14 protein-coding genes are annotated in these 21,979 nt (G+C 64.7%); 11 read left to right on the top strand and 3 right to left on the bottom strand.

Translation table 11 applies throughout. The features are described from left to right. From tssM (FJ957_RS19490) to FJ957_RS19465, 6 genes are read left to right on the top strand one after another with little or no spacing between them, the layout of a single operon-like run. A complete protein-coding gene (gene tssM / locus FJ957_RS19490) occupies positions 1 to 3,543 on the top strand; it encodes a type VI secretion system membrane subunit TssM (protein WP_140834163.1) in 3,543 nt (1,180 codons plus the stop codon). Further along, on the top strand, positions 3,525 to 4,067 hold the full coding sequence (gene tagF / locus FJ957_RS19485; RefSeq protein ID WP_181180622.1) for a type VI secretion system-associated protein TagF: 543 nt from the start codon (positions 3,525 to 3,527) through the stop codon (positions 4,065 to 4,067). The genes tssM (FJ957_RS19490) and tagF overlap by 19 nt, the downstream gene beginning before the upstream one ends. Further along, on the top strand, positions 4,067 to 5,155 hold the full coding sequence (locus tag FJ957_RS19480) for a DUF2169 domain-containing protein (protein WP_140834157.1): 1,089 nt from the start codon (positions 4,067 to 4,069) through the stop codon (positions 5,153 to 5,155). Before tagF ends, FJ957_RS19480 begins: the two co-directional genes overlap by 1 nt. Continuing rightward, positions 5,152 to 6,159 (top strand): 3-oxoacyl-ACP synthase, encoded by a 1,008-nt coding sequence (locus FJ957_RS19475; RefSeq protein WP_140834156.1) that lies wholly within the window; start codon positions 5,152 to 5,154, stop codon positions 6,157 to 6,159. The genes FJ957_RS19480 and FJ957_RS19475 overlap by 4 nt, the downstream gene beginning before the upstream one ends. A gap of 10 nt (positions 6,160 to 6,169) precedes the next feature. After that, positions 6,170 to 7,216, top strand: coding sequence for a PAAR-like domain-containing protein (locus FJ957_RS19470; protein ID WP_181180621.1), 1,047 nt, complete (start codon positions 6,170 to 6,172; stop codon positions 7,214 to 7,216). A 16-nt stretch (positions 7,217 to 7,232) separates the two neighbouring features. Further along, complete coding sequence (locus tag FJ957_RS19465; protein ID WP_140834152.1) at positions 7,233 to 8,072, top strand: hypothetical protein; 840 nt, start codon at positions 7,233 to 7,235, stop codon at positions 8,070 to 8,072. Between the two features lie 2 nt (positions 8,073 to 8,074). Here the strand turns inward: FJ957_RS19465 and FJ957_RS19460 are convergent, their stop codons facing one another. The 3 genes from FJ957_RS19460 to tssI are packed head-to-tail and all read right to left on the bottom strand — an operon-like array spanning position 8,075 to position 11,903. After that, on the bottom strand, positions 8,075 to 9,145 hold the full coding sequence (locus FJ957_RS19460) for a HEAT repeat domain-containing protein (protein ID WP_181180620.1): 1,071 nt from the start codon (positions 9,143 to 9,145) through the stop codon (positions 8,075 to 8,077). Beyond that, a complete protein-coding gene (locus tag FJ957_RS19455) occupies positions 9,145 to 9,570 on the bottom strand; it encodes a DUF6484 domain-containing protein (RefSeq protein WP_140834147.1) in 426 nt (141 codons plus the stop codon). The genes FJ957_RS19460 and FJ957_RS19455 overlap by 1 nt, the downstream gene beginning before the upstream one ends. 8 nt (positions 9,571 to 9,578) lie before the next feature. Beyond that, complete coding sequence (gene tssI / locus FJ957_RS19450; protein WP_140834145.1) at positions 9,579 to 11,903, bottom strand: type VI secretion system tip protein TssI/VgrG; 2,325 nt, start codon at positions 11,901 to 11,903, stop codon at positions 9,579 to 9,581. 308 nt (positions 11,904 to 12,211) lie between these two features. Here tssI and tagH point away from each other — a divergent pair, with 308 nt between their 5' ends. The 5 genes from tagH to FJ957_RS19425 all read left to right on the top strand — a co-directional run bounded on the left by tagH (position 12,212) and on the right by FJ957_RS19425 (position 21,976). After that, complete coding sequence (tagH, locus tag FJ957_RS19445) at positions 12,212 to 13,291, top strand: type VI secretion system-associated FHA domain protein TagH (RefSeq protein ID WP_140834143.1); 1,080 nt, start codon at positions 12,212 to 12,214, stop codon at positions 13,289 to 13,291. 290 nt (positions 13,292 to 13,581) lie between these two features. Next, positions 13,582 to 15,111 carry a type VI secretion system protein TssL, long form gene (tssL, locus tag FJ957_RS19440; RefSeq protein ID WP_140834141.1) on the top strand — a complete coding sequence of 510 codons (1,530 nt, stop codon included), beginning with the start codon at positions 13,582 to 13,584 and terminating at the stop codon, positions 15,109 to 15,111. After that, complete coding sequence (tssM, locus tag FJ957_RS19435) at positions 15,111 to 18,638, top strand: type VI secretion system membrane subunit TssM (protein ID WP_181180619.1); 3,528 nt, start codon at positions 15,111 to 15,113, stop codon at positions 18,636 to 18,638. The genes tssL and tssM (FJ957_RS19435) overlap by 1 nt, the downstream gene beginning before the upstream one ends. A 117-nt stretch (positions 18,639 to 18,755) precedes the next feature. Next, on the top strand, positions 18,756 to 19,535 hold the full coding sequence (locus FJ957_RS19430) for a PP2C family serine/threonine-protein phosphatase (RefSeq protein ID WP_140834137.1): 780 nt from the start codon (positions 18,756 to 18,758) through the stop codon (positions 19,533 to 19,535). Further along, positions 19,532 to 21,976, top strand: a complete 2,445-nt coding sequence (locus tag FJ957_RS19425; protein ID WP_140834135.1) for a serine/threonine protein kinase — start codon at positions 19,532 to 19,534, stop codon at positions 21,974 to 21,976. Before FJ957_RS19430 ends, FJ957_RS19425 begins: the two co-directional genes overlap by 4 nt. Positions 21,977 to 21,979 lie beyond the last annotated feature (3 nt).

Here is a 21,979-nt window from a genome sequence, read left to right as displayed (position 1 = left end):
ATGTTCATCCTGCGCTTCCTCTGGGCCGTCATCACCTCGCGATTCCTATGGACGCTGATCGGCATCGCGCTGCTTTCGCTGTTGATCTGGGTGTTCGGCCCGATCGTGCAGGTCGGCCCTTACGCGCCGTTCGAATCCGACAATGTGCGCATTGCCATTATCGCCGGGCTGATCATCCTGTGGCTGATCTGGCTGATCGTCGCGCAACGCCGCGCAATCCGCGCCAACCGCATGTTCGTCGCCGAGATCGCGGCGCCGGTGGCCGAAAAGCAGCTCACGCCCGGCGAGGAGAGCGTCGCGGCCGTCGGCGCCAAGTTCGGCGAGGTGATGGCCGAGCTCAAGCGGCGCAAGCTCGGCGGCAGAAAATTCCTGCGCGAGATGCCCTGGTATGTGATCGTCGGGCCGCCGGCGACGGGCAAGACCACTGCCTTGCGCCAGTCCGGCCTCAATTTCCCGATCGACCTCACCGACGATCTGCAGGGCGTCGGCGGGACGCGCAATTGCGACTGGTTCTTCTCGGAGAACGCGGTGCTGATCGACACGGCGGGCCGCTACGTCCAGCAGGAAAGCCAGCCGGACGTCGACGCGACGGAATGGCTGGGCTTCCTCGATCTCCTGAAGAAGCATCGGGGCCGGCGTGCGCTCAACGGCGTCATCGTCGCGCTGTCGATCGACGCGCTGTCGGAGGGCGACGAGGCGATCAAGGCGCATGGCAGAAAAATCCGCCGCCGGCTGGCGGAACTCAACGACCGGCTGGAGATCCGCCTGCCCGTCTACCTGATGCTGACCAAGGCCGACCTGATCAAGGGCTTCGAAGCCTTTTTCGGCGGCTTGTCGACAACGGCGCGCGAGCAGGTGTGGGGAACCACTTTTCCGCTCGACGCACGTGTCAACGCCGGCACGATCCAGACGGAACTCGCCAGGCTGGCCTCCGAGCTGGAGCGGCGGCTGGTGCCGCGGCTCGAGGACGAGGACAAGCTCGGCCAGCGCGCCGAGATCTTCCGTTTCCCGGCGCAACTCGCGAGCCTCTCCGAGCCGATCCAGGTGCTGGTCGAGGCGATGTTCGGCGAAAGCCGCTACGAGGAGGCCGCCTGGCTGCGCGGCCTCTATCTGACCTCGGCGACCCAGGAAGGCGCGCCGATCGACCGGCTGACCGCCGCCCTTTCCTCATCCTTCGGACTGCCGCCGCGCCGCGCCATGCCGGCGGCGCGCGTCGAGAAACGCAGCTTCTTCCTCAGGAATCTGCTCACCGAAGTGATTTTCAAGGAAGCCGGCCTCGGCACGTTCGATCCGCTGGCGCAGCGCCGCCGCGCCTGGATCTGGCGCGGAGCCGCCGCCGCCTGCGCGCTCGCCGCCTTGCTCGCCGGCGGACTGTTCACCTGGTCCTATCTCGACAACCGCAATGCGATCACCGAGCAGGCCGGCCAGTTCGAGGCGCTGCAGCAGCCCCTGACCGACGTCGACGCGATGCCGGCCGCGGTCGAGCAGCCGACCATGGACGGCGCGCTGGCGGCAATGGACGCAGTGGCGACGGCCCGCACCGCACCGCCGGACGCGATCCACAACCTGCTCGGCCCGACGGCTTCGGCCGAGCTGGTGCGCGCGCAGACCGATACCTACGACCATGCGCTGCGCAACGTGCTGGAGCCGCATATGGTCGCGCTGCTGGAGGCCACGATGTGGCGGCAGATCCGCGACCCGGACTTCATGCTCGGCGCGCTGAAGACCTACCGGATGATGACAGGGCTGTCGCAGATGGACACCGACTTCGTCCAGAACTGGTGGGTGAACAGCCTGCCGCAATTCGCGCCGGCCGCACCCTTCCCGACCGCGGACGCCGAAGAACACCAGCTTGCCGCCATCCGCCGGATGGCGGTCGACGACAGCTACATCGCGCCGGACAAGGAACTGGTCGCCGAGGCGCTGAAGACGGTGTGCACGATCTCGCTGCCGGAGCGCGCCTACAAGCAGCTTCTGGCCGATCCTGAGGTGGCAGCCGTCAAGGAATGGGTGCCGGCCAATTTCGCCGGGCCGAATGGCGCCAAGGTGTTCGCGCGCCGTTCCGACAAGACACTGCGCGTCGGCGTTCCCGGTCCCTACACCTATGCCGGCTTCCACGACGCGATCCTCGACCGGGTCGAGGATGTCGCGGGACAGGCGGCGCTCGACCGCGCCGTGTTTGCCGGCGGCTGCTCGGAGAATTCGGAGACGTCTGTCTCGGCGCTGTCGGAAGACATCCTGAAGCTCTATTACGATGACTATATCGCGCAGTGGGACTCGTTCCTGCGCGACATGCGGCTGGCGCCGCTGACCGACCTCAACGTCGCGAGCGAGAACCTCAAGGATCTTTCCAGCGCCGACTCCGCGCTGAAGCGCCTGCTGACCGCGGTGGTGCAGGAGACCGACCTGACCCGTTCGGACGATGCGGGGGCCGACGACAAGAGCGGCGGCGCCGCCAAGACCGGCTCGAAGCTCTTGAGCAAGCTCGGAAAACTGGGCAAGGTGGTGAAGACCGGCGCGAAATTGCTGCCCCGCGCGGGCTCGGCCGACCAGGTCGACATGACCGGCAGCCTGGTGGCCGAGCATTTCAAGCCGCTCAAGGGCACGATCGCCCAGGTCGACGGCCAACCGCCGGCGCTCGACGCCGCCGTCGTGGCGCTGACGGCGCTGTCCAACGTGCTGCAGACCGTGACCGCCAATCCCGACCCGCAGGACGCCATCAAGAAGCAGGGCGGCCTCGCCGAACTGACAGGCGCGGTTGCGAGACAAGCGCAGGTCCTTCCCTCGCCGATCAACGACTGGCTGGGGGGGATTGCCGGCGACACCAGCGGCCTGTCGCAGAAGGCCGTCACCAACGAGCTCAACGCCATCTGGCGGGCGGACATCCTGCCCTTCTGCCAGGCCGCGCTCAACAACCGCTATCCGTTCAGTCCGGAGAGCGCGGTCGACGTCAATGTGCGCGACTTCCAGCGCCTGTTCGGGCCGACCGGGCTGATCGACGCCTTCACCAACGACCACCTGATCAACTACGTCGACACCGCCAGCGAGCCATGGAAATGGCGCGCCGATTTCGGCCTGGACCCGGCGGCGCTGGCGGCCTTCGAACAGGCGCGCCACATCCGCGACGATCTCTTCCCCGGCGGCACCGGCCCTGTGATGAATTTTACGCTGGAGCCGAAGGACCTGTCGCCCAACGTGGCGCGGGTAACGCTCAACCTCGATGGCCAGAACCTTGTCTACTACAACAACGCGACGAGGCCGCAGCCGATGACATGGCCCGGCAAGGACGGCACCGGCGTGATCTCGCTGGCCTTCCAGCCGGTCGACGGCTCGCCTGAGATAATGCTCAACGAGACCGGCAGCTGGGCGTGGCTGAGAATGCTGCGCGGCGGCCGCTTCAACGCGACCAAGCTCACCGACGTCTACAGCCTGCGGCTCGGCACCAAGGGAATGTGGGCCGATTTCGAGCTCAAGGCGGCCAGCGTCGAAAACCCCTACACGCTCGAAATGTTCAAGAAGTTCACATGTCCGCCACAGATCTGATCCTGCCCGGCTTCTACGCCAAGATGCCCGCCGCCGGCGATTTCGTCACGCGGCGGCTGCCGGGCGATTTCGTGCGCGTGTGGGACCGCTGGCTGGCGCAGCACATCGTGCCGCTGTTCGGGCTCGAGGCCTGGCCGACCAGCACAGCCTTGCGCTTCCTCAGTGGCCCTGGTGCCTTCGGCGGCTCGGCGGGCATCGTGCTGCAAAGCGCAGACCGGGTCGGCCGGCAATTTCCATTGAGCGTCGTCGCAAGGCTCCCGGAGGCGCCCCTTAAGCTGGCCTATGCGGACGCATGGTTCGAAAGCATCGAGACCCCCGCCCTGGCCGCGCAGCAGGGCGAGCTGGCGCCCGACGAGCTCGACGCGGCGCTGGCCGCCCTGGCGGTTCCAATTGTCGGCGGCGAAGGCGATGTCATCGAGGGCCTCGTGGCGTGGACGGCGCACTCGGATATTTTCGACGTCGATCCGCAGGCGCCGCAATCGACGCTGGAGCAGATCTTCGCCGCGAGTTGGGAGACCAGCTGATGTTCGTCAGCCAGAACACCACGCCGTTTCTTGCGGAGACTTTTCCCTATCAGGACAAGCACTGCGCGAAGTTCTGCATCGCGGTCGTGCGCGCGACATACGACGTCGACGAACATGGCAACTGCACGCCGAGCCGGCAGCAGTCACCTTTCGTCTACGCCGATACCCACTACGGCAATCCGGAGCTCACCTCCATCCGTGTCGAAACCGACTTCGCTCCCGTCAAGCCCAAATGCGAGGTCCTGCTCGATGCAGTGGCGATGGCACCGCGTGGGCGGCAGGCCGAATCGGTCGAAGTGCGCCTGGTTGGTCCGGGATTGGACAAGCGCGCGGTGGTTACAGGCCAACGGCGCTGGTTCAGAGGAGGGCTGGGCATCCAGGCCTCGCGGCCGACGCCGTTTGTTTCGATGCCCTTGGCATGGCACCTCGCCTTCGGCGGCACCGACCGAACTGATCCTGATCTGGCGAAGCACCGCGGCGACGCCGTCAACCCGATCGGCAGCGGCTACCTTGTCGGCCAGAGTGACATTGATGGGACCCCGCTACCGTGTGTCGAGCACCCGCAATCGCGAATGCGCATCTGGAACGACCGGCCGCGCCCGATCGGCTTCGGCCCGGTACCACGCTTTGCCAAGGAACGCGCGCGGTACGCCGGCACCTACGATAAACACTGGATGGAGAACGTGCTGCCCTTCCTGCCGCAGGATTTCGACGACCGCTACTTTCAGGCGGCGCCGGAGGACCAGTGGCTCGACAAGCTTAGCCCGGGAATGATGTTCGGCTGCGTGAACATGAACGACTCGGGCCGGTTCAAGGTCAGTGTGCCGATGCTCGGGGTGCCCGTTAGATTCATGTATGACGATCACACAGAGCACAAGGTCGTGAACCCCGATACGCTCAATCTGATCCCGCATGAAGGCAAGATCGTGCTGGTCGGGCGCGCGGCAGTGAAGCTGCCGCGCAAATTCGTGCGGCTGCAGCAGGTCCAGGTGGGGCCGCCGCGCAAAGAGCTTGCGGCCAAGCCGCACTATGCCGGCCTTGGCGAGGCGATCGCTGCGCTCTCTAAGCTGCGAGGCCGACGCCGATGACTGTCGTCAGCTGCGTCAGCCTCGTTTCGCCGGTCGGCTACAGCGCCGCCGCGACCTGCGCGGCGCTGCGGGCCGGCATCGCGGCGTTCGAAGAACTCGACTATCGCGACCGCATGGCGATACCGATCCGCGGTGCGCGCGTCGACGCCATCGCGCCATCCAGGCGCGGGCTTGAGCGGCTGCGCATGCTTGCGCGTCTGGTGCTAGAACACATCGAACCCGACATCGGAGCGGCGCTGCCCTGGGCGCAGATGCCGCTGATCCTTTGCACCCGCGAGAAGGAAACGCCCGGCGCGCGGCTGAACGGCATGTTCGCGGACCTGCGTTTTCCCGATGGCTCGGCGGTGAACGAGCGGCGCACGGCGCATATCGCTGCCGGCCAGCCTGCCGCCTTCGCGGCGCTGATGCAGGCGCGCAAGATGCTCGACGAAGGCGCTCCGGCATGCCTTGTCCTCGCGATCGACAGCCTCATCGACGCCCGCACGCTGGCTTGGCTCGACCGCCATATGCGGCTGAAGACGAGCGTGACGACGGACGGGCTGATCCCCGGCGAGGCCGCATGCCTGGCGGTCGTCAGCCACCGTCCGCTGACGCCGCGCCATGTCGCGATTCGCGGTCTGGGGCTTGGCGAGGAGACGGCAACGGCGATCAGCGAGGAGCCTTTCCGTGCCAACGGACTGGCGGGAGCCTTGAAGACAGCGCTCGCCTCGGCGCGCACCGAAATGCACGAAGTGGCCTTCCGCCTCAGTGACGTGGCGGGTGAATCCTATGCCTTCGAGGAACTCGTCATCGCGCAGATGCGCAACATGCGCCAGTCGCGGCCGGAACAACCGGTGTGGCACGCCGCCGACTGCATCGGCGACACCGGGGCGGCCGCGGGACTGATCCAGCTTGCATGGGCGGAGCAGGCTTTCAGCCGTAACTACGCGCCTGGCGCGTTGGCAGCGCTGCATGGCAGCTCAATGGCCTTCGGCGGGCGCGCCGCCGCGATCGTCTCAGCTTGAGGAGGGCGAGATGACCAAGAACGTCTTCGCCGGAATGTGGGAGATCGCCGCCGAGAACGGCATGAACAAGTCTATTGCCCGGTTTCCCGACGTGTGCATGTCGCCACCTTCGCCGCCGGCTGGCCCGATTCCGATCCCTTACCCGGATACCTCGTTTTCCAACAATTTGAAGTCTGGCTCCAGCACCGTGAAGATCGGCGGCGAAGGCGCCGCCCTGGCGCAAAAATCCTACTACCAGGAATCCGTGCTCGGCGACGAGGCTGCTACTCGTACCTTTGGCGCCAACGTCGTCACGCATCAGATCACCGGCAAAACGTACTTCCAAGCCTGGTGCATGGACGTCAAGTTCGAAGACAAGAATGTCTGCCGGCATTTCGATATCACGACCAGCAATCATGCTTCGGCGGCGACCACGACCGCACCGCTTGTGTCGTTGGAAATGCAGAACCTCGCCGATTCGCAATATGCCATTGACGTCGGTGTTTGCCCTTGCTGCGGCGATGCGTTGCATGAGTGGCAGCGCGATCCGGACAGCACTGAAACGCCCAAGAAGCCTTACAAGGCAGTCACATCGACGGAATTCTGGCAATCACGCGTCGATCGGCTGCCGGCAGGCGCAAACAAGACCAACATGGAGGCGAAATTCAAGGATTTCGTGATGGCGAAAAGCGCGGCACGCGCGAACAGTCGCGCCGGAGGGGCTGGCTGCAACAACGTCCATCCCAGTGAGACGAGTGGTTGCGCCATCCATTTCGAGATACCGCCAGGTAAACGACATCCAGACCCGGACAATCCTGGCGATGTTCTGACGACATCAGGGCTGTGCGCAAAGGATTTTGGGCATGCCAAGAAGATGCGCATCGATGCAGTTTGGTCAGCGAAAACCGGAACTCCGGCAGTGGCCGGCACGTCGCGAAATCATATTACACCGAAACAGGCTGGCGGATGCAACGACCCGAACAATGTGGTCCCGGCAAACATGATGGGTGGCCCCGAATGCCAAGAGATCGAGGATCTGCAGAGCGATCTTGAGGTCGGAACCAACAGTCTGGTCTGAGAGCGAGGATTGGCGTTTGACACAAGAGAGTTTCGCTTCCGATCAGCCGTTCCGGCCGTTGGCTCTCGGATTCTTCATTGAAAAAAACAACGAGCTGACTGACGCCAAGCCGATCGTGCAGGGTTCCGACTGGCAGCGGATTTATGCCATAAATCTGCTCTGCCGACAGGGTGATTTCTCCAAGACGCACCACGTCGCTCCAATTCTCATGCGCAATACTGAAAGCTTGATCTGGTCGGCGGGCGTCAACATCATCGCGTCTGCTGGCAGATGGGAAGATGTGCAGAAAGCGCTGAGTGTCTTTCAGGAACGCATCGATACACCGTGGGTTCGGTACAATATATCGCTATTGCTCGGGCTGTCCTGCGACCTGCGTGCGGTCGACCCGCTGCTAAAGATATACGGACGCTGCACAGACCCCGAGGAGGATGGGGATCAGACGCTGCGTGAGCTTTCCTATTTGCTGGAAGCCGCAAACAAGGAGATCTTCGGCGGCGGCGGCGCCGAAATCGAGCATCAGCGTATCGTGAATCTTGCTGTGCCTCTGCGAGATGCGCTCTCTCGTTCGGTTCAAGGGACCAAAATATTCGAAAGCGAGACGTTCGATGTCGTAAGACTCGCAACGCGGATGTTGGCGCAGGCGGAAGATGGAAATTTGCAGAGCGAACGGTTTTATCGTGTCAGACTTATATTTGAAGCGAATACGGGCGTGAATTGTTCTTCGTTCTTTGATGAATTAGGGCGCCCAGACCGTCTAGCCGTCATAGCCACTCTTGAGGAATTTTTCGACGGTAATCCACGAGGAAAGTATCAGCCCGGTCAGCGCTACTTCTTTGGCCATCCGCTTCTACCCTAGGATCATGCCACGCGGTTTTGGGCCCGCCAGGATTCCACCCGATCCGGAACAGCGATGCCCACCAACTCATCGTCGAAAAACTCTGCAAACGCCGGTCCCAAATCCGTCGGATCGACGGTGAACATCTTCGTCTCGGCGCGCGCTTCCGGAAACAGCTCCAGAAATGCCGCGCAAGCCGCGACGGCGACATTGGGTTCTTTCATTCGCTCGATCAGCCACGGCAGGATCGCACGATCACCCAGCATACCTATACCCCGCACGGCAAGCGGTGCGGTGGCGGCCGATTTCATCAACCCGCCCATCCAGGTACGCACGTCCTTGTCAGGACCAGCCTTGATGGCGCCGCGCAAGGCAGTCAGCGCGTCGGGTCCGCCGGCGACAGCCGCCTTGCGCAACTCGGCTCGCGCCAGATCGCCGGAGCCCAGTTCCGTCAGCGCCCATCCAGCCCAAAGCCGCACGATTCCGTGCCCGGACTCCAGTGCCGACGCCATCTCCCGCGCGAGATCGGCTCGCTTCAGCCGGCCGGCCAGACGTAAGGCGAATGCACGCGTCGTCGCATCGGGATCGTTGACTAAGCGATCGAGCAATTTACTGGGGTCGACGCCGTGCTCAAGGCAGGCGCCCACCGCGAGATAGCGCTTGAATGCGTCCGGCGCGACCAGCCAATCGCGAACGAGGTGCGCTATTTTCGCCGGCTTGTGCCAGCCCATGGCGCCGATCAGACCGCGGCGCTCGTCCACGTCTTTTGCCGCCGCCACGCCCTCCTCCATGCGGGAAGGGTCGCCCTGCTCGATCGCCATCCAGCCAATGACGAAGAACTCGCCTTTGTCCGGAAAGTCCTTGAGCTGTCGTTCGGCTGCCGGCCATGCGGCCGCGCCGGCGATCCGCAGACCATCCAGATTGATCTCGATGCGTTCACCGATCTCGCCGATCACCGTCTCGTCCGGCGGATCCTTCTGGCCCCAGCTGTCCCGCTGTGCCCATAGAAACGCGGCCTGCTCGACGTGCTGGCGCACAGCCTCCACCGCGACGCGTCGCGCCGAGACGAAGAGCTGTTCGCCTGCCGACACCATCAGTTGAGATTGATCGAGCCGCCGCGAATGCGCTGCGCGCCGCTGGCGTGACTGGTGATGTGAGCGCCACGAATGGTGATGCGGCCGTCCGCCTCCATCAGGATAGTCGCCTTGCCGCATCTCAGTTCCAGGCGTTCCTCGGCGGTGATCCGCACATGCTGCCCGTCACGGATAACTTGCGGAGCCGTCTTGGCGCGGTTGGGTTCGATGATCCGGCCGACGATCAAAGGCCTGCGAGGGTCACCCTCCTGGAACAGCAAGGCCACCTCACAGCCGATCATATCGGAAGACAATTCGCACAGGCTGCGAGCGGACAACGCCGTCTTCTCCGGATTGCCGGGAAAAACAACCAGCGGGGACTCCTCTCCGAACCCCAGGAACGCGCCGATCACCACGCCGTCGATTTTGGCCCTGACCTTGCTCATCGCCACCCTCAATTCTCGTTGATCGTCGAGCCTTTGATGATCACGTCGCTCAAGGCCTTGATGTTGATCTTGCCCGAGCCCTTGACGGTAATATCCTTGCCCTCGATGATGATCGTCCCATCCTTTTTCATCACGATCTGCGCGCTGCCCGTTTTCAGGGTGATGCTCTCCTTGGCGTCGAGCGTGAAATTCTTGCCGACCTCGATAACGCCGCTCTCGCCGACGTCGATCTTGCTGCCCTTGGCTATTTTGAGCATATGCCCGCCACCAATGTCGGTGGCATCATTGGATGCGATGTTGGTGGAGCGAGAGGCGCCGACATCGGTCGCCTGTGACGCGGCGATCGCAATGGTCTGTCCGGCTCCGATGCTGATATCTTGCCCCGCGCCGATGGTCCACGAGTCGCCGGCGCCAATGCTATGGCTTTGGCTGATCCCCACACTCACCGACCGCGTCGCCCCAATCGTATTCGTCTGCGAGGCGCCGACCGTTCGCGCTTCCGCAGCCCCGACCGTGTCGACGCGCGCGATACCCACCGTGACCGTCTGATTGAGGCCCACCGTCTGCGAATGGTTGGCGTCGATGTTCTCCGTCGAGTTGGCGACGACATGGATGGTCTCGTTCGCCTGGACGGTCAGCGAGCGATTCTTGCCCACCGTCTCGGTGTCGTTCGAGCCGATGTTGGTGGTTTGGTCGACGCCGATCTTGACGGTCTTGTTGTTGCCGACGTCCTCGTCGAGGTTGTGGCCGACGGAATGCTTGGCGTCGTGGTCGATGCGATCGGACTGGTCGTGCTGGACCGTCTTGTTGCGGTCGTGCTTGATCAGCAGATGATGGTCCTTCTGCGCCTGGAAGTTGACCAGCTCGGAGCCCGCCTTGTCCTCGAACATCAGCTCGTTGTAACCGCCGCCGCCTTTCGAGGAATTCGACTTCCAGCCCGATTGAGTGGCGTTGCCCGGCAGGCCATAGGGCGGCATCTGCGACGCGTTGTAGACGCGGCCGGTGATGATCGGCAGATCCGGATCGCCTTCGATGAAATCGACGATGACCTCCTGGCCGATGCGAGGGATCTGGATGAAGCCCCAACCGCTGCCGGCCCAGGTTTGCGAGACGCGCACGAAGCATGAGGAGTTCTGGTCCTTCTTGCCGAGCCGGTCCCAGTGGAACTGCACCTTCACGCGCGCATATTTGTCGGTGAAGATTTCCTCGCCCGAAGGCCCAACGACGGTCGCCGTTTGCGGCCCGCGCATGATCGGCCGCGGCGTGATGCGCGGCGGACGGTAGGGCAATTTGGTCGGCGCCACGCCGAGCACCACCTTGAAATTCTCGTTGTGAGCCTCGTTCTGGGTCCGGTAGCCCGGGTCGAACAGCCGGTATTCGGCGCTGACCACCAGATAGTCCTGGTTCTGGTCGTCGCGCGGAAAACTCTCCAGCGTGAACTTGCAGCCGGAAAAAAGGCCGCGCACGGTACCCACCGCCGTGCTGTGCTGATGCACTGCCTGAAGTTCCTCGCGGCGGATTCCGGCGATCTTGTCGCCCCGCCCGACATCGAGATGCGCGCCGGGCTGACGATAGTTTTCGCCCGAGGCCTCCTTGTGAGCGAAGGGCTGGGCGGATTTCGCCATCAGATCGGCGCCGGGCTTCTCGAAATCATAGTCCGTATGGGCGTAGGCGCCCGGCCGCACCGCGCTGCCAGGAATCCATTCCGTGATGTATTCGACGTCGCGCCGCGAGGCGTGGCCCTCGAAATTGTAGAGCACCTTCTCGTAACCAGGCGCCGGCTTCAGCTTGCTCATCGCATCGCAGAGGATAAGCGTGTGCTTGCCCTCGTCATGCTCGAAGAAATAGAAGATGCCTTCGTGCTCGAGCAGCCGCTGCACGAAATCGAGATCGCTCTCGTCGTACTGAACGCAATATTCGCGCGCGGGATAGGAGCCCTGCAGCCGCTTCTCGAATTTGGCGATGCCGTATTTCGAGAATATCTTCTCGACGATCTCCACCGCCGTCATGTTCTGGAAGATACGGCAGTCGGTGGTGTTGCCGAGGAACCAGGGCCAAGGCCTGACGGTTGCCTCATAGAAGGCCAGCCGGTCCTCGATGCGGGTCAGCTTGAAATCCGACACGAGGCCGCTGAACCAGCGCTTCGGATCGGATTCGCCCTCGACCGAAACGACGCCGCCCAGCATCTTCAGCGGATCGACGTCACGATTCTTCGAGACGAAGCCGACCGTATAGGCGAAACAACGGCTGATCTCGTCGCGGCCGACGAGATGGGTGAAGGTCAGATCGGCGCCAGCCGGCGTCTGTACAACCGTGGCACGTTCGTTCGGCATGGGTCGTGCCCCTCCTCGACGCGGCCGCCAGTGTGATGGTTTGAACCCCCCGCTCTATTAACTGCATCACGTTCGGGAGCGTTCGAATTCACCGCACCGTAGGGCTGCAAGCCTAGCACATGTTTGGGGGAGGCCAAATAACAGCGATGGCTAAAGCTTGGCCATGCGCCGGTGTGAAACGTTCCTCTCCCGCTCGGCTTGCAAGCTGCTAGAATGCCGGAGCAATTCCGGGAAGGCTCCTGGCGGCTTTCCGCCTGGAATTGCGCGAAAGATAAGCATTTGTTGACCAAGTTCGGCGACGCTTCCGGATGTTCATCTGTCTCCAGATCAGCAATGTCGACAGGTTGCCGGCCGGCACCGCCGCCAGCTACGCCACCCGCGACCGCAGCTTCGAGATCGGCCGCGAGAATTGCGACTGGACGCTGTCCGATCCGGATAAGTTCATCTCGGGCCGGCATTGCGAGGTCCGCTACCAGGCGGGTTCGTTCTGGCTCTACGACCTGTCGCGCAACGGCACTTTCGTCAACGGTTCCAGCCAGCGCATGAGCGGGCCGCACCGGCTGGCCCAGGGCGACCGGCTGCTGATCGGCCGTTATGTCGTCGGTGTTTCGATCGAAGACGAACGGGCCGCGACCGGACATCCTCAGACAAGGACCGGATCGACGCAACGTGAGCTGCCATCCTCGACCGGCCGCCCCCTGGATCTCGGCCATGAGCCTTTCTTCAATCCGGCGGAGCAGCGCCCGGCCGGGGCGGCGCCCGTCTCGACATCCTCGGCGCTGCAGCCCGGCCCGGCGGTTCAGGCCAACCGACCCGCGGAGGCGGACGCGATATTGCGGGAGATCGCCAAGGCGGCGGGCATCGCGCCGGAGTTGCTGCAGGCGCGTGATCCGCATGACATCGCGGCCGAGATCGGCGCGGTGCTGAGGACCACGGTCGAGCAACTGTCCCTGCTGCTCAAGGCGCGCGCGGCGGCAAAGGTACTCGCCAAGAGCTCGAACCGGACGATGATAGGCGCCGAAGACAACAACCCGTTGAAGTTCGTGCCGGGCACCGACGACATATTGGAGATCATGTTCGCCAAGCGCAGGGCCGGCTATCTCGACGCCAGGCATAGTGTCGAAGACGCGTTCCGCGACCTGAAGGCGCACGAAATCGCGACCTACGCCGCCATGCAGGCCGCGCTGTCGCGGTTACTTGACGACCTGTCGCCGGAGGCGATCGCCAGGAAAATTCCGCCGGCGTCCTTCTCGTCCAGGAAAAGCCAGGCCTGGGATGCGCTTGTCGCGACATGGCGGACGATGGAAGACAAGCACGAGAACGGCATGCTGGATGTCTTCCTCGCCTATTTCGCCGAAGCCTACGCCAAGGCCGACAAGCAGAAATAGCCTGGATCGGCACGGACCGCGCCGGCTGTATGTGACGCTTCTCATAGAAGAAGCCGCCTCTTCGATCATCTTGCTTTCCGATTTCAATCGGCGGCCCCGTTTCAATTGAATGCGCGGGCGATTAGAATGGGCAGGGATGCTTGCCTGGCGGGCAACGCGGCGTGGCTTGGGGCGTGTGCAGCAATGTCATGTTTCGGCGAGATGAGCCTTTCCATGCGGCCCGCTCAGCCAGAAGCGCGCTTTGCCTGGCAAGGACCTGCTCGCTGCAATTCGACGGCCGGTTGTCGCCGATGAGCTCGAAGGATGATCCCTCCAGGCCGCTGGACAAAACCGTCATCCGCGCGCCGCGGCCGAAGCAACGACCGCTCGCGGCTGCCGAGAGTTCCGGTCCGGAAGGCGTTCGGCCCGCTCCGTCGCCTTCCCGCGAATCGACGGTGTTCGATCCCGGCGGCGGCCGGCAGATGCCCACCGGCTGGTCGTCCGGAACGGTGCTCTTTCAGGGACCTACCCCGGGAGCAGAGGCCAATGCGGCGCCGGGGGTGCAGCAGGATGCCCTGCTCGACGCCGCCGGCGGCGTGAGATACGCCGCGGCTAATCCGATCCTTGCCGCCGCGGCGCCGCTGCTGATGCTTCTCGGCCAATTGCGGCTGATGCCGGTCGAACGGCAAGCGGCGCCCTTGGCGGAGCATATAGCCCAAGCGATCGACACCTTCGAGCTTGCAATCGCGAAAGCCGGCGTAGCCGAGGAAGACGCGCGAATCGCAAAATTCGCCCTTTGTGGAACCGCCGACGACCTTGTCGGCAATCTGCCATGGCCGAGCAAGGACAGCTGGCTTCAGCACAGCCTTGTGGCGCAGTTCTTCCAGACCCAGACGACGGGCGCCGGCTTCTACGAAGCGTTGAACAACGTCCTCGCCAAGCCGGAAGCGCATTACAACCTGCTCGAACTGATGCATGCATGCCTTTCGCTGGGCTTCGAGGGCCAGTATCGCGGGCTTGCGGGCGAGCGAAACACGCTCGAGCGTGTCCGGCGCGACGTCTACGACACGCTGCGTTACTTCAAGCCGCGCGCCGCCGACGACGTCTCGCCCCGCTGGCAGGGCATGGCTGCGGCATTGCCGAAGCCAAGGGCGCGGCTGCCGCTCTGGGCGCTCGCGGCCGCCGCGGCGACGCTGGTGACGGCGGCCTTCTTCGGACTGCGGGTGCTGATCACCGATGAAGGCGATGCAACCGCCGGCGAGTTGCTGGCGCTCAACCCCTCGACGCCCGTCACCATAGAGCGCGCCAGCGTGGCGGCGCCCACTGAGCCGGCGCAGGCCAGCCCACCGCCCGCAATTCCCGATACGACGCAGCTCGACCGCATCCGCGCGGCGCTTTCCAAGGAGATCGCCGGCGGCGGACTGAGCGTCGGCGAGAAGGGCGAGTTCATCGTCGTCGAGATCAACAACCAGCTTCTGTTTGCGCCCGGCCAGGCGGAGCTGAAGCCGCAATTCCAGCCGATCGCGGCCGACATCGCCACGGCGCTCGACGCCGAACCCGGGCCGATCAAGATCGTCGGCCACACCGACAATGTGAAGCCAAAGAAGTCGAGCGCGTTCAAATCGAATTTCGATCTTTCCGTCGCCCGGGCGAAGGCCGTCCAGGCGATGGTGGCCACGCAATTGAAAGACCCGTCGCGGCTCAGTGCCGACGGCAAGGGCGAGGACGAGCCGATCGCCGACAATGGCACGGCGGACGGCCGCGCCAAGAACCGCCGCGTCGCCATGATGATCCCGAAACAGGAGACCTTGCAGACCGGCGCGGCGGAGAACGGTAACTGATGCGCTGGACGCTGCGGATCTTCAGCCTGCTTGCGCTTGCCGGTTTCTCGGCGGCGGTCTGGTATGCCGGGCCGCTGATCCGCTTCGCCGACATACGCCCGCTTGCGCCCGCGTGGCTCAGGGCCACGCTCATCGGCATCACCATCGTGGCGCTCGCGCTGTTCTACGGGGTCCGCTTCTGGCGGCGGCGCAAGGCGCAAAAGGCGCTCGAAACGGCGATCGTGCGCAGCGACGAGCGCAACGACGATTCCCAGGTGCTCGAAGCGCGCATGAGCGAAGCGATCGCGACGCTGAAGCGGACGAGCGGCAAGCGCAATTTCCTCTATGACATTCCCTGGTACATCGTCATCGGCCCGCCCGGCGCCGGCAAGACGACGGCGCTGGTCAATTCCGGACTGAAGTTTCCGCTTGCCGGTTCCGGCAGCGCGCAGCCGGTGGCCGGCGTCGGCGGCACGCGGTCCTGCGACTGGTGGTTCACCGACGAGGCGGTGCTGATCGACACGGCCGGCCGCTATACGACGCAGGAGTCGGACCGCGAGCGCGACAAGGCAAGCTGGCTCGCCTTCCTGGGATTGCTCAAGAAACACCGCACCAGGCAACCGATCAACGGCGTGATCCTCGCCATCAGCCTTGCCGACCTGATCGGCTTCGACGACCGGCAGCTCGACGCGCATGTCACCGAGATCCGAAGCCGCCTGCGCGAACTGCACGAGACGCTGAAGATCCAATTCCCGGTCTATCTGCTCTTTACCAAGGCCGATCTCATCTGCGGCTTCATGGATTATTTCGGCGATTTCGACGAGGCGCGCAGGCGCAAGGTGTGGGGCGCGACATTCCAGACGGCCGACCGCACCAGGAACATGGCCGGCGAGGCGCCCGCAGCCTTCGACGAACTGGCGAAGCGGCTCGCCGAAGAGGTCGCCGACCGCCTGCAGGAAGAGGCCGACCCGGTGGCGCGGATCACGCTGTTCGGCTTCCCGGCGCAGTTCGGCGCGCTGAAGGCCCGGATAACGCAGTTCGTCGGCAGCCTGTTCGACACCTCGCGCAGCCAGGTCAATGTCAGCCTGCGCGGGCTCTATTTCTCCTCGGGCACCCAGGAAGGGACGCCTTTCGACCAGGTGCTGGGCGCGATCGGCCGCAGTTTCGGCAGTGCTTCGCAAGCGCATCTCTCCGGCGCCGGCAAGAGCTTCTTCCTGCATGATCTGCTGGCCAAAGTGATCTTCCCCGAATCGGGCTGGGTCTCGTTCGACAGGGCCTCCGAGCGGCGCGCCAGGCTCGCGAGGTTCGGCGGCCTCGCCGCGATCGCGCTGGCGGCTTTGGCGGCGCTCGGCGTGCTGGGCCTCAGCTTCTTCGCCAACAAGCAGCTGATCGCCTCCACAAGGCAGGCCATGGCGCATTATCGCGACAGCGCCGATACGCTGCTGAAGAGCACGACGGTGACCGACGTCGACCTCGAAAACGTCATCGGTCCGCTCGACCAGTTGCGCAACCTGCCGGCCGGCTTCGAAAACGGCGACCAGGCAAAGCCGATCGAGGAGATGTTCGGGCTCAGCCAGCGCGAGAGGCTGTTGTCGGCCTCCAAGACTGCCTACCGGCAAGCGCTGGAGCGAACCTTCCGCTCGCGGCTGCTGGTGCAGGCGGAGCGGACGATCCAAGCCAGGATGGCCGACCCCGTCGCGCTCTATGAGCCTTTAAAGATCTACCTGATGCTGGGCGGCAAGGCGCCGAAGGTCGACGACGAACTGGTTGTCTCGTGGATGAAGCAGGATTGGGAACAGAACCGCTACCCCGGCGAGAACAACCGCGAGGGCCGCGCGCAGCTCGAAAAGCACCTGCGCGCCATGCTTGCGCTCGACGACGCCTATGATCCGGTCTTCGAGCTCAACCAGCCGCTGGTGGAAGCCGCGCAGCGCTCGCTCGGGCGCATGAGTCTCGCCGACCGCGCCTGGGCGCAGATCAAGTCGGCGGTCTACGCCGCAAGGCTCAAGGACTTCTCCATCGCCGCGAGAGCCGGTCCGGAAGCGCAGTTGCTGTTCGAGCGCACGGACGGCAGCGAGCTTGCCGATCTTCAGGTCACCGGCCTCTATACGCGCGGCGGGTTCAATCGCTTCTTCCTGCCGCAGCTGTCGCGCATCGCGCAGATGCTCGTGGACGATCAATGGGTGCTTGGCGGCGGCGGCGAACAGGGCGGCATCGACCAGGACCTGCCCAAGCTCGGCCCCGAGCTCATCGACCGCTACGGCAAGGAATTCGCCGCCGCCTGGAACGGCGTGCTCGACCAGCTGAAGCTCAAGGCGATGCTGAAGGACAAGCCGCAATATCTGGCGCTCTCCGCCGTCGCCGCGCCGGACTCGCCTCTCGACCAGCTCTTCACCGCGATCGCCGATGAAACCGCATTGACGAAGGACAGCGCCGCCGAGGGCGATACCGGCGCGGCGCAGCAGGACCCCGCCAGCATGGCCAAGGGCCTCGCCCGCATCGGCCTGCAGATCGCTGGCGGCAAGTCGCAAAGCCGCGCGGGCGCTAGCTCGGCTGTTGCGCAGAATGCCGGCGCGAGCGTCGAGGCGCAGTTCCGCTCGTTCCAGGCGCTGGTCGGCGGGGCCGCCGGACGCCGGCCGCTCGATGCGCTGACGCAGAACTTCCACGACATCTTCCAGAGCCTGAAGCTCGCGGCCGATGTCCCCACACAGACCGAGCGCGTCAACGCCAACCTGCAACTGCAGATCTCGACATTGCGCGCCAATGTCTCGCGCCTGCCGAAACCGCTGGCGCGCATGGTCAACGCGGCGGCGGACGAGTTCGAAGGCAATGTCGCCGAGGCCTCCATCGCCAACCTCAACCAGGATCTCGACCAGACGGTGACGCGCGCCTGCGAGGAGGCGGTCAATGGCCGCTATCCCTTCACCCGCGACGGCACAGACGAGATCTCGATGGCGGATTTCACCAAGCTGTTCGCGCCGGGCGGGCTGATGGACCGTTTCTTCGCGCAGAATCTTGCGCCGCTGATCGACATGACCGGCCAGGAATGGACCTGGAAACAGGACGCCCGTTCCAGCCGCGACCTGGCCAAGTCAACCTTGAAAGCGTTCCAATCGGCCGCGGAAATCCGTAGCGCCTTCTTCCCTTCCGGCGGCTCGGTGCCTTCGGTCTCGATCACTATCACGCCCACGTCGGTGAACAGCGAAGTCGACAGCGCTGTGCTCAATGTCGACGGGCAGACGGTCCGGAGCGCCCAGGCCGGCAACGCGCCGAGCATCGTGACATGGCCGAGCGGCGCCGCTTCCGGATCGGCGAGCCTCAGCCTCGTGCCGGAAATGCCCGGTCGCGAATCCGCGCTCAAATTCGAAGGGCCGTGGGCGTTGAAGCGGCTTTTCGACAAGGCGACCATCACCGGCGACGGCGCCAACACGGAAGCCCGCTTCGTGATCGGCGGACGCGATGTCGCCTACACGATCCAAACCGGCTCGGGCGCCGATCCTCTGCTGCTGCCGGCCTTGTCCGGCTTCAGCTGTCCAAAGGCGTTCTGACATGGCTGGAGCGAGCCTTCATTTCGGTACTCTAATGTATACGCTTGTGGCAGAGTGGCCTGGGCACGCGGCCCGTGGCTGGTCACAGAGGACGCTCGCGAAGCGCTTGGTGGCAAATTGAGCACTGTCGCCCTCCCCATCGAAAGCTTCGGCGTGAGCCACAAGGGCTGCGTGCGCGATCACAACGAGGACAATTACCTCATCGAACCGCAGACCGGGCTCTGGGTGGTGGCCGACGGCATGGGCGGGCATGAGGCCGGCGAAGTCGCCTCGGCCAGCATCGTCGACCATCTGGCAACGATCGGCATTGCGAGCTCCGCGCCGGACCTTCGCGCCCGCTTCGAGGACCGGCTCAGCCGCGCCAATGCCGAGATCCGCGACATATCGCGATCGCGCGGCATCACCATCGGCTCCACTTTCGCGGCCCTGCTTGCCATGGATGGACGTTTCGCCTGCCTGTGGGCCGGCGACAGCCGCATCTATCTCGTGCGCAACGGCTCGATCTTCCAGGTTTCGAAGGATCACACCGAGGTGCAGGAATTGCTCGACCGCGGCATGATCAGCGCGGAGGAAGCGCGCACCTGGCCGCGCCGCAACGTGATCACGCATGCGGTCGGCGTCAGCGACGAGCTCGAGATCGATTTCCAGCAGGGCGAGCTGATGGCGGGCGATGTTTTCGTCCTGGGCACCGACGGACTGACCGCGCATGTCAGCGACGCTGAAATCGAGGCCGCGGTCAAATCCGCCACGCCGCGGGCGGCCTGCCAGATCCTGCTGGACATGGTGCTGAGGCGCGGCGGAACCGACAATGTGACCATTGTACTCGTGAAGATCGGCGGCGGGCGTGACGGCGCGCTCCATCCGGATCGGTCCGCAGTGGAGGGCCTGGCCAGATGAGCGACGACGACAAGACGCGGATTTCGACGAACGTCATCTATGCCGGGGTGGGCACGCAGCTCAGCGGCATTTACGAGCTCGACGAGAAGATCGCCTCCGGCGGCATGGGCGAAGTCTATCGCGGCCACAACATCCAGACCGGCGACCATGTGGCGATCAAGATCGTGCTGCCAGAATTCGCGCGCGACCAGACGATCCTCTCGCTGTTCCGCAAGGAGGCGTCGATCCTCAATCATCTGTCGCATGACGCAGTGGTGCGCTACCACGTCTTCACCATCGATACGGGGATTGGCCGTCCCTATCTCGCGATGGAGTTCGTCGACGGCGAGTCGCTGTTCGACATCATGCGGCGCGGACCGATGCAGGGTGACGATGTGCGCCGGCTTTGCCATCGCCTCGCCTCCGGCTTGAGCGCCGTGCATCAGGCGGGCGCCGTGCACCGCGACCTGTCGCCGGACAACATCATCCTGCCCGGCGGCCGGGTGGAGCGCGCCAAGATCATCGATTTCGGCATCGCGCGCTCGGCGACAGTCGGCGGCGAAACGCTGATCGGCGGAAAATTCGCCGGCAAATACAACTATGTTTCGCCCGAGCAGCTCGGCCTCTATGGCGGCGATGTCAGCGAGCAATCCGATATCTACAGCCTTGGGCTGGTGCTGGCCGCGGCACTGCGCGGAAAGCCGCTCGACATGAGCGGGTCCCAATACGAGGTCATCGAGAAGCGCCGGACCGTGCCGGACCTGTCGGATATCGATCCCGATTTCCACGACCTGATCTCGGCCATGCTGCAGCCGGATCCGCGCGACCGGCCGGCCAGCATGAGCGAGATCGCCCGGGCGACGCGCGGCGAGGATCTCGAGGCGACATTGCCGCCGCCGGTGTCGTTTGGCGCACGCGAACGCCCCGGTTTGCCGCGCGCCGGCTGGACGGCGCCCCCGGACTCCAAACCCCAGCCGCCGACGCCTCCCGGCGAGCCGCGCTTCGTCGAGCATGTGCGCCCTGCATACCTGTCGGAGCAACGGCCCGCACCGGCTGCCGCACCGGCCAGCACGTCCGCGCCGGCCGCGCCCAAACAGGCTTCGCGGATGCCGGCCATCGCCGGCGGCGTCGCGGCGCTCGCGGTGCTGGTGGGGGGCGGCCTTTATTTCGGCGGGGTGCTTGCACCTCCGCCGGTGACGGAGACATCCACGGCGCTGACGCCGAAACCGGTCGCGGAAGCCGCCAAACCAGCGGCCGAAGCGCAGCAGCCGGAAGCGCCGAAACCCCAGCCGCAGGCGCCGGCCGCGCCTCAGACGGAACCACCGAAACCTGACAGCGCGAAGCCATCTGCACAACCCGATGCGGAGGCCAAGACGCCCGTCGAGCAGGAGACACCGCCAGCCACCCAGCCGGAGAGCGAGGCAAAGACGCCTCAGGTCGAGACCAAACCCGTGCAGCCCTTGGCACAGCAGTCGCCAACGCCTGCGCCGGCTCCCGCACCAACGGCCGCCGAAAGCCAGAAGCCGGCGCAGGAGGCGAACCCGCCGGCAGCCAAGCCCAGCGTAAAAGACCTCGTTGACATGCTTTCCAAGCTGCCCAAGCCGAACGCTTCCCCGCCCCCCGCTCCGGAGAGTCCGGCGCCGGCGCAGCCAACCACGTCGCCGGCGGAGCCGAAGGCACAGACCTCGACAGCCAGCCAGCCTGAAGCGCCGACCACGCCAACCCAGCCGGCGCAGCAACCGCAGCCGCCAGCGACCAAGCAGCCGGATACTGACGTTGCCATCAATGTGCCAAAGCCGGCGCTTCCGTCACTGGAAGAGAACACGGTCAAGTGGAACGACCAGCGCTCCTGGGTTCGCGATTTCAGCGGCGGCAGCTGTTTTTACGCGAACGTGACATCGGGACCCGGCGCTTCCCCCGCGATCGAGGGATACGGGACGGCGGTCCAACCCTTCGAACAATTGCTCAGCGATTTCCAGACGAGGTTCCATATCGAGCCGGACATCAGCGTGCGCCTCATCACGCTCTCCCAGTGCGGAGTGCCCACTTTCCTTCGCTTCCTCGACCGGAGCTCGGCCGCGAAGCCACAGCTTATCCTGGACCGGACATCGGTCCCGGACGGCTCGCCGATCAGCGGCGCGCTCTATACGGGCGGCGGGCTCGTCTCGAACATCATGCTGATCGACCACAAGGGCGTGGCGTTCAACCTCGACGACCGCATGGTGCCGCAAGCCGACAAGGTGACCTTCAACATCCCGATCGGCCTCGCCGCCGCGGACAAGGCAGCCGGCAAGGCGGTGCCACAGATCATGCTGGTGATCACCGGGCCCAAGGACATCCAGGCCGCCATGTTCTCCAGGCCGACGCCGGCCTCGGAGCTTTTGCCCAGGATCCTTGAGGAGATCGAGGCCGACGGATCGCAGTTCTCCGCCACGGCCACCTATTTCCGGCTTGGCGGATAGCAT

It is taken from the genome of Mesorhizobium sp. B2-4-6 (genome assembly GCF_006442775.1).
Lineage (GTDB): Bacteria > Pseudomonadota > Alphaproteobacteria > Rhizobiales > Rhizobiaceae > Mesorhizobium.
This window is presented reverse-complemented; position numbering and strand designations above follow the sequence as displayed.

Excerpts from the sequence above, each read along its gene's own strand:
- tssM (WP_140834163.1), top strand. The coding sequence starts at position 1 with ATGTTCATCCTGCGCTTCCTCTGGGCCGTCATCACCTCGCGATTCCTA.
- tagF (WP_181180622.1), top strand. The coding sequence starts at position 3,525 with ATGTCCGCCACAGATCTGATCCTGCCCGGCTTCTACGCCAAGATGCCC.
- FJ957_RS19480 (WP_140834157.1), top strand. The coding sequence starts at position 4,067 with ATGTTCGTCAGCCAGAACACCACGCCGTTTCTTGCGGAGACTTTTCCC.
- FJ957_RS19475 (WP_140834156.1), top strand. The coding sequence starts at position 5,152 with ATGACTGTCGTCAGCTGCGTCAGCCTCGTTTCGCCGGTCGGCTACAGC.
- FJ957_RS19470 (WP_181180621.1), top strand. The coding sequence starts at position 6,170 with ATGACCAAGAACGTCTTCGCCGGAATGTGGGAGATCGCCGCCGAGAAC.
- FJ957_RS19460 (WP_181180620.1), bottom strand. The coding sequence starts at position 9,145 with ATGGTGTCGGCAGGCGAACAGCTCTTCGTCTCGGCGCGACGCGTCGCG.
- FJ957_RS19455 (WP_140834147.1), bottom strand. The coding sequence starts at position 9,570 with ATGAGCAAGGTCAGGGCCAAAATCGACGGCGTGGTGATCGGCGCGTTC.
- tssI (WP_140834145.1), bottom strand. The coding sequence starts at position 11,903 with ATGCCGAACGAACGTGCCACGGTTGTACAGACGCCGGCTGGCGCCGAT.
- tagH (WP_140834143.1), top strand. The coding sequence starts at position 12,212 with ATGTTCATCTGTCTCCAGATCAGCAATGTCGACAGGTTGCCGGCCGGC.
- tssL (WP_140834141.1), top strand. The coding sequence starts at position 13,582 with ATGAGCTCGAAGGATGATCCCTCCAGGCCGCTGGACAAAACCGTCATC.
- tssM (WP_181180619.1), top strand. The coding sequence starts at position 15,111 with ATGCGCTGGACGCTGCGGATCTTCAGCCTGCTTGCGCTTGCCGGTTTC.
- FJ957_RS19425 (WP_140834135.1), top strand. The coding sequence starts at position 19,532 with ATGAGCGACGACGACAAGACGCGGATTTCGACGAACGTCATCTATGCC.